At 64.3% G+C, this 10,883-nt stretch carries 9 protein-coding genes; 5 read left to right on the forward strand and 4 right to left on the reverse strand.

The window, feature by feature from the left end; genetic code table 11:
• Positions 1-7: 7 nt before the first annotated feature.
• On the reverse strand, positions 8-955 hold the full coding sequence (locus tag ACOZKU_RS22175; protein WP_421580709.1) for a neutral zinc metallopeptidase: 948 nt from the start codon (positions 953-955) through the stop codon (positions 8-10).
• Between the two features lie 109 nt (positions 956-1,064).
• A complete protein-coding gene (locus tag ACOZKU_RS22180; RefSeq protein WP_421580710.1) occupies positions 1,065-1,586 on the reverse strand; it encodes a DUF2306 domain-containing protein in 522 nt (173 codons plus the stop codon).
• Between the two features lie 57 nt (positions 1,587-1,643).
• Between ACOZKU_RS22180 and ACOZKU_RS22185 the strand changes: the two genes are divergently transcribed.
• The 3 genes from ACOZKU_RS22185 (at position 1,644) to ACOZKU_RS22195 (ending at position 4,331) form a co-directional block, all read left to right on the forward strand.
• Positions 1,644-2,492 (forward strand): LytTR family DNA-binding domain-containing protein, encoded by an 849-nt coding sequence (locus tag ACOZKU_RS22185; protein ID WP_421580711.1) that lies wholly within the window; start codon positions 1,644-1,646, stop codon positions 2,490-2,492.
• Positions 2,493-2,574: 82 nt separating this feature from the next.
• Positions 2,575-3,234, forward strand: coding sequence for a dihydrofolate reductase family protein (locus ACOZKU_RS22190; RefSeq protein ID WP_421580712.1), 660 nt, complete (start codon positions 2,575-2,577; stop codon positions 3,232-3,234).
• A 68-nt stretch (positions 3,235-3,302) separates the two neighbouring features.
• Complete coding sequence (locus tag ACOZKU_RS22195) at positions 3,303-4,331, forward strand: zinc-dependent alcohol dehydrogenase family protein (protein WP_421580713.1); 1,029 nt, start codon at positions 3,303-3,305, stop codon at positions 4,329-4,331.
• A 3-nt stretch (positions 4,332-4,334) separates the two neighbouring features.
• On the opposite strand, the gene ACOZKU_RS22200 is transcribed toward ACOZKU_RS22195, so the two are convergent.
• Positions 4,335-5,222, reverse strand: a complete 888-nt coding sequence (locus ACOZKU_RS22200; RefSeq protein ID WP_421580714.1) for a LysR family transcriptional regulator — start codon at positions 5,220-5,222, stop codon at positions 4,335-4,337.
• A 109-nt stretch (positions 5,223-5,331) separates the two neighbouring features.
• Between ACOZKU_RS22200 and blaOXA the strand changes: the two genes are divergently transcribed.
• The gene (blaOXA, locus tag ACOZKU_RS22205) at positions 5,332-6,138 is read left to right on the forward strand and encodes a class D beta-lactamase (RefSeq protein ID WP_421580715.1); all 807 of its coding nucleotides are present in this window, start codon (positions 5,332-5,334) and stop codon (positions 6,136-6,138) included.
• Position 6,139: 1 nt separating this feature from the next.
• Here blaOXA and ACOZKU_RS22210 read toward each other — a convergent pair whose 3' ends face one another.
• Positions 6,140-7,321, reverse strand: coding sequence for an FAD-dependent monooxygenase (locus tag ACOZKU_RS22210; RefSeq protein ID WP_421580716.1), 1,182 nt, complete (start codon positions 7,319-7,321; stop codon positions 6,140-6,142).
• A gap of 272 nt (positions 7,322-7,593) precedes the next feature.
• Here ACOZKU_RS22210 and carB point away from each other — a divergent pair.
• A partial coding sequence (gene carB, locus ACOZKU_RS22215) for a carbamoyl-phosphate synthase large subunit (RefSeq protein ID WP_421580717.1) occupies positions 7,594-10,883 on the forward strand: 3,290 nt, incomplete at its 3' end.

Raw genomic sequence — 10,883 nt, forward strand, 5'->3', positions numbered from 1 at the left:
GCAGCTGTTACGGTTCACCCTTGAACGTATCGCAGGCATCGACCCGACCGGTATCGAAACCGCGCTTGAACCAGCGGCGGCGCTGGTCCGAGGTGCCGTGGTTGAAGCTTTCGGGAACGACATAGCCCTGCATGCGCTTCTGCAGCGTATCGTCGCCGATCTGCGTTGCGGCGTTCAGCGCTTCCTCAAGGTCGCCGCTCTCAAGCAAACCCTTCTGCTGGGTATATTTGCCCCAGATGCCAGCGTAGCAATCAGCCTGAAGCTCGACGCGGATCGACATCTGGTTAGCCTCGACCTCGCTCATGCTCTGGCGCTGCTGGTTGAAGCGCGGCAGAACGCCGGTGAGGTTCTGGACGTGGTGGCCAACTTCGTGCGCGACGACATAGGCCTGCGCGAAATCGCCGGCGGCGTCGAACTTGTTGGCGAGCTCGTCGAAGAAGCTCATGTCGAGATAAACCTTGCGGTCACCCGGGCAATAGAACGGGCCGGAGGCCGCAGAGGCGAAGCCGCAGGCCGATTTGACGGAGCCGGAAAACAGCACCATCTTCGGCTCCTCGTAACGCTCGCCGGCCGACTGGAAGATGCCGTTCCAGGTGTCTTCCGTCTCGGCGAGAACCGTCGCCATGAAGGCCTTGGTCTCCTCCTCCTGCGGCGAGGAGCGCTGGCTGGCATTGTCGGTCTGCTCGAAGCCGGGCCGGCTCGGCTGCCCGCCGCCGCCATCCATCACCTGCAACAGGTCGATGCCCATCGCCTTGAAGATGAAGTAGATGACGACGAGGAAGATGATGGTGCCGATGCTCATGCCGCCGCCGCCGGCGCTGCGTCCGCCCCCCATCGGGATGCGGAAGCCGCCATTGCCGCGACCAAACGGGTTGCCTCCCCCCATCGAAGGGCCGGGACCGGGTCCGCGCTGGTCCTCGATATTGCCCGACTGGCGACGACCTTTCCATTCCATGGCGTATTTCCCCGCATTGATTATCAATGAACGTCCACGGCGTGAATTCGTTCCTCAGCAAAAACTTATAGGGCCAGCTGCGCCGCCTTGCAAAACGAAAAGCAGCGTATCAACGGCGCCGGAAGATCGCATTGAAACGCTGCCCCCAGCCGGCCTCGCGGATGGCCAGCGCACCCGCCCCCACGAACAGAATGCTGACGACAGCGGCCGCTAGCCCGCTGGCAAGGCCGGACGCGCTGTCGAAGAGGGTCATGCCCATCACCCGGTGCGGAACGAGCGTGAAGAGCCCCGCCACCACGATGCCGCCGAAATACATGCCGGCCACATGGGCGCGGTGGGCGCGGATATTGCCCTGGCGCGCCGTCTGGATCGCCCTCACGCTGCCGGCGATGACATAGAGGGAGAGGAGATGAATGGGGCTGAAACCGCCGACCATGTTGATGCCGTGAATGAAGAAGGTCGAAAAACTCGTCAGCACCATCAGCACCAGCCAGATTTTTCCAAGCAGCCGATGGGCAGGCGTACCCTTGGGGCGGGCAAGCAGGATCGCGCCGAGCACGGCGGCCGGCAGCACGGTCGCAACGTGAAACTGGATGGCGAAGGGGGCATTGAGCAATGGTTCGAGGGTCATGGCAAACTCGATCTTTCGGTGGAAAGGGGCGGTTGAATTCGCCACCGTCTTCGGCCAATGATCGGCCCGCCTCAAACGCTTTGGCCCGATTGGACGGAATACTTCGTGGAACGCCCCTTCCTGCAATCCGCGCTTCGTGAACTGCAGGTCTTCCTGCGCTCCCCGCGCTTCTGGGCGACCTTCGGCGCGGTGGTGCTGATCTTCTGGGTGACCGGCCCCTATGGCACGGCCGAGCGTCTGGCCAGCGCCCCGCGCCTCGGCTTCTGGCTCGTCCAGCACGCCGCTGCCTGGAGCATCGCCGTGGTCACCATCGTTCTCATGAACACACTTCTCCTCCGCCGCGTGCCGAGCCTTCTCGGCCGCATGGCGATCGGCACGCTCATCGCCGGCGCGCCTGTCGGGCTTGCCACGGAGGCGATCAGCCTCGCCACCTTCGGCGGCACGCCCACCCTCGCGACCATTGCGCAGAGCATTGCCAGCGGCCTCGTCCTCTCCGCCCTTTTCTGCGGCCTCACCTTCATGACGATGAGCAGCAAGCAGGCCGAGGCCCTTTCGCCATCGCCGCTACCCACACCCGAGGCGACGAACGAGCGCGCCGAAGTACTGTTGCTGCGCCGGCTGAAGCCGGAGAACCGCGGCCCGGTCCTGCACATGACGGTCGCCGATCACTATACCGAGGTGACGACGAGTCGCGGGCGGGAGCTGGTGCTGCTGCGTTTCTCCGATGCGCTGGAAGAGCTGGGCGCGACGGCCGGCTTGCAGGTGCACCGCTCGCATTTCGTCGCCGATATCCATGTCGACCGGCTTCTCCGCTCCGAGGGGCGGCTGGCGATCCTGATGAAGGATGGCCGGGAAATTCCGGTGAGCCGCAGCCGCATGGAGGCAGTGCGCACCCGCTGGGGCTGACGATTTTTCCAAGGGCGATGTCGGATCGACCTGTCGCCGTTCGTCTCTAGGTATCCATCAACAAACGGCCAGGAGAACCCCCATGAGAAAGATCATTGTCGGCGCCTTTGTCAGCCTCGACGGCGTCATGCAGGCGCCGGGCGGCCCGGAAGAGGATCCCATCGGCGGCTTCACGTTCGGCGGCTGGGTCGCGCCGCTCTTCGACGAGAAGCTGGGCGCTGCCATCGACGAGATGTTTGCAAATCCCTTCGACCTGCTGCTCGGCCGCAAGACCTACGACATCTTCGCCGCCCACTGGCCCTATGCCGACAAGAACGACCCGATCGGCCCGCTCTTCGACCGCATCAACAAATATGTCGCCACCCGCAATCCGGGCTTCAAAACCATCTGGCAGAACAGCCATGTGCTGGGGGCCGATACGATTGCCGCAGTAAAGGCGTTGAAGGGCGAGGACGGGCCGGATCTCCTGACGCAGGGCTCGACGGACTTTCTCAAGACGCTGTTCGAGCATGATCTCGTCGACGAGATCAACGTCTTCACCTTCCCGGTCATTCTCGGCAAGGGCAAACGGCTGTTCGGCGACGCCTCCTTCCCGCGGGCGCTGACGCTGGTGGCGTCGAGCACCAGCGAAAACGGGATCGTCATCAGCAAATATGCCCGCGCGGGCGAGGTCACCACCGGCTCCTTCGAGTTCGAAACGCCAACCGAGGCGGAGCTGGAACGCCGCCGCAATCTCACCTGAACGCGTGATGGTCTTGACCGCCACCGCCGTTGCCGCTCCTATTCTCCGGCGGAAAACGGGAGGATGGCATGAAAGCGGCGCGGCTGGAGGCGATCGGCGGTTTTGTGGTGCGCGAGGTGGAAAAACCCGTGCCGGGCCCGGACGATCTTCTCGTGCGGGTCGAGGCCGCCGGCATCTGCGGCACCGACCGTCATCTTTTCCACGGTGAATTTCCGTGCCACCCGCCAGTGACGCTCGGCCACGAATTCTCCGGCATCGTCGAGGCCATCGGCGATGCCGTTCGCGATTTCCGGCCCGGCATGCGCATAACCGGCGATCCGAACATCGCGTGTGGCCGCTGCGCGCAATGCCGTCGCGGCCGCCTCAACCTCTGCGAAAACCTCCAGGCGATCGGCATTCACCGTGACGGCGGCTTTGCGGACTATGTGCTGGTGCCGCAGAGGCAGGCCCATGAAATGCCGCTTTCGCTGCCGCCGGAACATGGTGCCTTCTGCGAACCGCTCGCCTGCTGCCTGCATGGCATCGGCATGGCCAGCATTCAGCCCGGCAGTTCTGTGGTGGTGCTCGGCGGCGGGGTGATCGGTATGCTCACGGTGCAGCTCGCCCGCCTTGCCGGCGCGACCGCCGTCGTGCTCGTTACGCGCCAAGCCGTTCGCCGGCAGCTGGCCGAGGAGATCGGCGCCACCCATTCCTTCGATCCCGGTTCAGGCGACGCAATCGAAGGCATTGCCGGCAAATCCGGCCTCGTTCCCCGCGGAGCCGATGTCGTCATCGAATGCGCGGGCGTGGCCGAAACCATGGCGCAGGCGCCGAAACTCGCCCGCAACGGCGGCACCGTCGTCATTCTCGGCGTGATGCCGCAAGGGGAAAAGATCGAGATCGAACCCTTCGATCTGCTGTTCCGCGAGGTGAAAATCCTCACCTCCTTCCTCAACCCGCATGTGCATGGGCGAGCCGCGGCGCTGATTGCCTCGGGCACGATCAAGGTCGACCGGCTGATATCGCGCCGTATCGGCATAAACGACCTGCCGGATGCCGTGGCGAACCCGCCGCGCCCCGGCGAGGTGAAAGTGCTCGTCATGCCCGGTCTGAAATAGGGATCAGGCCAGCCCCTCCTCCGCCACCGTTTCCCGCAGCCATTCCGAAAAAGCCGCCATGGCCGGGGTGACGCTGCGCGATTGCAGGCAGGTCAGCCAATAGCTACCAAGCGCGACACTCGTCTTGAACGGCTGCACGACGGCACCGGAAGAGAGAAGCCGCGAAAACATCAACGGCGGCGCGAGCCCGACACCAAGCCCCTGCAACACCGCCTCGATCATGGCGAGCGACGTGTCGAAGACGATGGCATTCTGCGGTGGCGGCGTGCGCGGCAGGCCCGCGGCTTCGAACCAGCGGGTCCACTCGTCGCGGCGGTAGGAGCGCAGCAGCGTCAGGCCCAGCAGGTCCTCCGGTGTTTTCAGATCGCGTGAGATCGTGGGGGTCGCCAGCACCGAAAGCGGCGCATCGAAGAGCCTGACGGCATCGGTGCCATGCCAGGCGCCGGCACCGAAACGCACGGCGAAATCCAGCCCTTCGGCAGCGAGATCGACGCGGTTGTTGTTGGTGGAAAGCCTGACCTCGACGAACGGGTGGCGCTCGCGAAAACCTGCCAGGCGCGGCAGGAGCCAGCCGACCGCAAAGGTGCCCACCGCACCGACCGACAGGATCTCCCGCACATGGCCGCCGCGAAAGCGCTCCACCACATCGGCCATGCGGTCGAAGCTGTCGCGCAGCACCGGCAGCAGGCTGTCGCCCTCCGCGGTGATCATCAGCCCGCGCGGCAGGCGCTTGAACAGCACGACGCCGAGCTGGTCCTCGAGGCTCTTCACCTGATGGCTGACGGCGGCCTGCGTGACGTTCAGCTCGATGGCCGCGCGTGTGAAGCTCAGATGCCGGGCAGACGCCTCGAAAGCGCGAAAGGCGTTCAGCGGAAGATATGGCCGAACCATGGCGATGCCCTAGTTTTCCTCATGGCTAAGACCAGTATTGATCTTTTGTCAGCCCATCAAGCGGTTGCTATCAAGACGGCACAAACCACTCGAAATCAGAGAAAACCGGATGGACAAACATCTTTTCGCCGCCGGCGCCCTGCTGGCTGCAAGCTTCGCAGCACCGGCAGAAGCCCGCATTATTTGTACCATCGTTGCCGATGCTGGCAGCGATGAGGTCATCCTGGAAAAGGGCGATTGCAAGAGCCGCGTCACCCCCGCCTCCACCTTCAAAGTGCCGCTCGCGGTGATGGGCTACGATTCCGGCTTTCTGGAAAATTCCCGGGAGCCGGTTCTGCCGTTCCTGAAGGGCTATCCGGACTGGGGCGGTGAAGCCTGGCGCCAGCCGACGTCGCCGAAGCGCTGGATGGAGCTTTCCGTCGTCTGGTACTCGCAACGCATCACCGAATTTCTCGGCTACGAGAAGCTGCGCGACTATGCCGAGGCCTTCGACTACGGCAATGCCGACGTGACCGGCGATCCCGGCAAGAACAACGGTCTGGAACGCTCCTGGATCGCTTCCTCCCTGAAAATCTCGCCCCGCGAGCAGATCGCCTTCCTCAGGAAACTGGTGAACCACGACCTGCCCGTCTCCTCCGACGCGATGGATGCGGCGATGAAAATCGTCGAGGGCCGGGAGATCGGCGACGGCTGGCACGCGCAGGGCAAGACGGGCATGGCCTATCCGCGCCAAGCCGACGGCAGCTTCAACTATAACACCCCCTGGGGCTGGTATGTCGGCTGGGCCAGCCGCGGCGAGCAGACCGTGATTTTTGCGCGGCTTGTCCAGGACGAGAGGAAGCAGGAACCGCGCACGAGCCTCAGGGCACGCGACAGCATTCTCGCGGAGCTGCCAGGCATTCTTGTAACAGAGTGATTTAGCGCGGCGGCACCATGCCCAGCCCCTTGCGGGCGAGGCCGGAGACATTGAGCGCAAGCTTGCGCCGGAAGACGGGTGACGCACCGAGGACACGCAGTGCAAGATTGCGCAACATACGTCCGACGCCGCTGCGTATCATCGCCATCCGTGTCAGGCGATCGGCAAGCGCCAGCACCTCCACCGCGGCCGGGCGGCGCTTCTCCTCATAGAGGTCGAGCGTCGCCTCCGGTGCCTTGCCGTTCAGGACATCGGCGAGCAGCTGGCCGAGCACCACGGCATCGACGATGCCGGTATTCATGCCCTGCCCGCCGGCCGGGCTGTGCACATGCGCGGCATCGCCCATGACAAAGACGGGACCGGAGCGATAACGCGCGGCGACGCGGTGATGAACACGGAAGCGCGAGCTCCAGATCACATCCTTGATGCGGCCGGGCACCGTGCGCGGCCCGCGCGCATCGAGCAGTGCCTGGACGTAAGCGGCATCCGGCTCGGGCGGCGCATCCTCGACCGGCGCGACGATACGAAAATGGCCGCCGGGCAGCGGCGCGACGACCCCCATGCCTTCGGCCGAGAAGAGCAAGGTCACCTCGTCGCTGAAACCCCAGTCCATATGGACATCGGCCAGCACGAAGGAACCGGCATAGGCCGCGCCGTCGAACGCGATGCCGGCCGCCTCGCGCACCACGCTGTGCATGCCGTCGCCGCCGATGAGGTAGCGGGCGCGGATGACCTGTTCGCCCTCCCCCGTCGCAAGGTGGACGGTCGCGCCCGTCGCATCCGCCTCGACTTTCGTTGCCGTCACGCCGCGAACCACGGCACCGCCAAGCGCCTCCAGCCGTGCGGCAAGCACAGCCTCGGTTTCGTCCTGCGGAATCATCAGGACCTCCGCATAACGCGAGGGCAGCATGGAAAAATCGAGTTCGAGCACCGCCTTGTCATGATCGCGCAGTGTAAAGCGTGTGAGCGGCAGCCCGCGGCGCTCCAATTCCTCGGTGACGCCGATGCGCTCCAACACTTCCAGCGTGTGGGCATGGATGACGGCGGCGCGCGAGGTGTTCTGCCCCGCCGCAAGCCGGTCGACGATAACGGGGCGGATGCCGGCCTGTTGCAGGGTGACGGCGAGCGCAAGGCCTGTCGGCCCCGCCCCGACGATCAGCACATCGGTTTCCTGCGGCAGCATGCTTCCCTCCCCAAATCGATATGCGTCTCTGCCCCGAATGGTTCGACAAACGCTTGCGACGCGGGCCAAAGGGCCGCCTGTTATATCGCCGGCATGCCGCAGGGGAACAGCCCTTGCACTTTTCCTGTCGATTGCGCGATTTTCGGGGTTCCGCTCCCCCCGTCATTTGCCTATAAGCCGCTTCTAGCCTTGAAAGACCATTTTTGCGCGCCCGGCCCGGTGAACCCATCGCCATGCCGGTTTTTCGCGCACGCGGAAGATTGGATAGAGAGATGCCCAAGCGCCAAGATTTGAAATCGATCCTCATCATCGGCGCGGGGCCGATCGTCATCGGCCAGGCCTGCGAATTCGATTATTCCGGCACCCAGGCCTGCAAGGCGCTGAAGGAGGAAGGCTACCGCGTCATCCTCGTCAATTCCAACCCGGCAACGATCATGACCGATCCCGGCCTCGCCGACGCCACCTACGTCGAGCCGATCACGCCCGAAGTCGTCGCCAAGATCATCGCCAAGGAACGCCCGGACGCGCTTCTGCCCACCATGGGCGGCCAGACGGCGCTCAACACGGCGCTTTCGCTGAAGCGCATGGGCGTTCTCGACCGCTACAATGTCGAGATGATCGGCGCCAAGCCCGCCGCAATCGACATGGCCGAAGACCGCGCCCTCTTCCGCGAGGCCATGGCCCGCATTGGCCTGGAAACGCCGAAGTCGCTGCTCGCCAATGCCACCGAGATCAAGGATGTCGATCGCAAGGCGCATGAGGCCGAGCGCGCCAAGGTGAAGGCGCAGCTTTCCGGCGATGCGCTCGACAAGGCGCTGGACGAGCTGGAAAACCAGTGGAACCTCGGCGAGACCGACCGCAAGCAGCGCTATATGAGCCATGCCATGGCGATCGGCGCGCAGGCGCTGGACACGATCGGCCTGCCCGCCATCATCCGCCCGTCCTTCACGATGGGCGGCACCGGCGGCGGCATTGCCTACAACCGCTCGGAATTCTTCGAGATCGTCAATTCCGGCCTCGACGCCTCGCCGACGACGGAAGTTCTGATCGAAGAGTCGGTGCTCGGCTGGAAGGAATACGAAATGGAAGTCGTCCGCGACAAGGCGGACAACTGCATCATCATCTGCTCCATCGAAAACATCGACCCGATGGGCGTCCACACCGGTGACTCGATCACCGTCGCCCCAGCCTTGACCCTGACGGACAAGGAATACCAGATCATGCGCAACGCCTCCATCGCGGTGCTGCGCGAGATCGGCGTGGAGACCGGCGGCTCGAACGTGCAGTTCGCCGTCAATCCGGAAAACGGCCGCCTCGTCGTCATTGAAATGAACCCGCGCGTCTCGCGCTCGTCTGCGCTTGCATCGAAGGCCACCGGCTTCCCCATTGCCAAGATCGCCGCCAAGCTCGCCATCGGCTACACGCTGGACGAACTGGAAAACGACATCACCGGCGGCGCGACGCCGGCCTCGTTCGAACCGTCGATCGACTATGTCGTCACCAAAATCCCGCGTTTCGCCTTCGAAAAGTTCCCCGGCGCCGAGCCGACGCTGACCACCGCCATGAAGTCGGTCGGTGAAGTCATGGCCATCGGCCGCACCTTCGCCGAATCGCTGCAAAAGGCGCTGCGCGGCCTCGAAACCGGCCTGACCGGCCTCGACGAGATCGAAATCCCCGGTCTTGGCGACGGCAACGACAAGAACGCCATCCGCGCCGCCATCTCCACGCCGACGCCGGATCGCCTGCGCATGGTCGCCCAGGCGCTGCGCCTCGGCCTTTCGGTGGAAGAGGCGCACGAAGGCTCGAAGATCGATCCGTGGTTCCTGGAGCAGCTCAAGGCCATCGTCGACATGGAGGCCCGCATCCGCGAACACGGCCTGCCTGATGACGCCGAAAACCTGCGCATGCTGAAGGCCATGGGCTTCTCCGACGCCCGCCTCGCCACCCTCTCCGGCAAGCGCCCGAAGGAAGTGGCCGAGCTGCGCAACGGCCTGAATGTGCGCCCGGTCTTCAAGCGCATCGATACCTGCGCGGCCGAATTTGCCTCGCCGACCGCCTATATGTATTCGACCTACGAGACGCCGTTTGCCGGCGAAACGCGCTCGGAAGCGGGCATTTCCGACCGCAAGAAGGTCGTCATTCTCGGCGGCGGTCCGAACCGTATCGGCCAGGGCATCGAGTTCGACTATTGCTGCTGCCACGCTGCCTTCGCGCTGAAGGATGCCGGCTATGAAGCCATCATGGTCAACTGCAACCCGGAAACGGTCTCGACCGACTACGACACCTCCGACCGCCTGTATTTCGAGCCGCTGACGGCCGAAGACGTAATCGAAATTCTGAAGGCCGAGCAGACCAACGGCGAACTCGTCGGCGTCATCGTGCAGTTCGGCGGCCAGACGCCGCTGAAGCTCGCCGAAGCCTTGGAAAAGAACGGCATCCCGATCCTCGGCACCGCGCCCGACATGATCGACCTTGCCGAAGACCGCGACCGCTTCCAGAAGCTCTTGCAGAAGCTCGACCTCAACCAGCCGAACAACGGCATCGCCTACTCGGTCGAACAGGCCCGCCTTGTTGCCGGCGAGATCGGCTTCCCGCTCGTCGTGCGCCCGTCCTACGTGCTCGGCGGCCGCGCCATGCAGATCATCCATTCGGAATCGATGCTGCAGACCTACCTGCTCGACACCGTTCCGGAACTGGTGCCCGAGGATATCAAGCAGCGCTACCCGAACGACAAGACGGGTCAGATCAACACCTTGCTCGGCAAGAACCCGCTGCTCTTCGACAGCTACCTGTCGAATGCGGTGGAAGTCGACGTCGACGCGCTCTGCGACGGCAAGGACGTTTTCGTCTCCGGTATCATGGAGCATATCGAGGAAGCCGGCATCCATTCGGGTGATAGTGCCTGCTCGCTGCCGGTCCACACGCTCTCCACCGAGATCGTCGACGAGCTGGAGCGCCAGACGAAAGCCCTTGCAAAGGCGCTCAACGTCGGCGGCCTGATGAACGTGCAATACGCCATCAAGGACGGCACGATCTACGTGCTGGAAGTCAACCCGCGCGCCTCGCGCACGGTGCCCTTCGTCGCCAAGACCATCGGCGCGCCGATCGCAAAGATCGCCGCCCGCGTCATGGCGGGTGAAGGCCTCGATGCGGCGATCGCCGCCTATGGCAAGAAGCCCGATCCGCGCAACCTCAAGCACATCGCCGTCAAGGAAGCCGTGTTCCCCTTCGCCCGTTTCCCCGGCGTCGACACGCTGCTCGGCCCGGAAATGCGCTCGACCGGCGAGGTCATCGGCCTCGACACGGATTTCGCGCTGGCCTTCGCCAAGTCGCAGCTCGGCGCCGGCGTCGACCTGCCGCGGGAAGGCACGGTCTTCGTGTCGGTGCGCGATGGCGACAAGGATCGTGTGCTGACGGCCGTGCGCCTGCTCACCGAGATCGGCTTCAAGGTCATGGCGACCTCCGGCACCGCCCGTTTCCTCGCTGAAAACGGCATCGAGGCGATCAAGGTCAACAAGGTGCAGGAGGGACGTCCGCATATCGAGGACGCCATCCGCAACCG

This window comes from Shinella sp. M31 (genome assembly GCF_049199205.1).
In the GTDB taxonomy this organism is placed as follows: Bacteria; Pseudomonadota; Alphaproteobacteria; order Rhizobiales; family Rhizobiaceae; genus Shinella.

Coding starts and splice junctions, on each gene's coding strand:
- ACOZKU_RS22210 (WP_421580716.1), bottom strand. CDS start 7,321: ATGCTGCCGCAGGAAACCGATGTGCTGATCGTCGGGGCGGGGCCGACA.
- ACOZKU_RS22190 (WP_421580712.1), top strand. CDS start 2,575: ATGAGAAAGATCATTGTCGGCGCCTTTGTCAGCCTCGACGGCGTCATG.
- ACOZKU_RS22200 (WP_421580714.1), bottom strand. CDS start 5,222: ATGGTTCGGCCATATCTTCCGCTGAACGCCTTTCGCGCTTTCGAGGCG.
- ACOZKU_RS22195 (WP_421580713.1), top strand. CDS start 3,303: ATGAAAGCGGCGCGGCTGGAGGCGATCGGCGGTTTTGTGGTGCGCGAG.
- ACOZKU_RS22180 (WP_421580710.1), bottom strand. CDS start 1,586: ATGACCCTCGAACCATTGCTCAATGCCCCCTTCGCCATCCAGTTTCAC.
- blaOXA (WP_421580715.1), top strand. CDS start 5,332: ATGGACAAACATCTTTTCGCCGCCGGCGCCCTGCTGGCTGCAAGCTTC.
- ACOZKU_RS22185 (WP_421580711.1), top strand. CDS start 1,644: ATGATCGGCCCGCCTCAAACGCTTTGGCCCGATTGGACGGAATACTTC.
- ACOZKU_RS22175 (WP_421580709.1), bottom strand. CDS start 955: ATGGAATGGAAAGGTCGTCGCCAGTCGGGCAATATCGAGGACCAGCGC.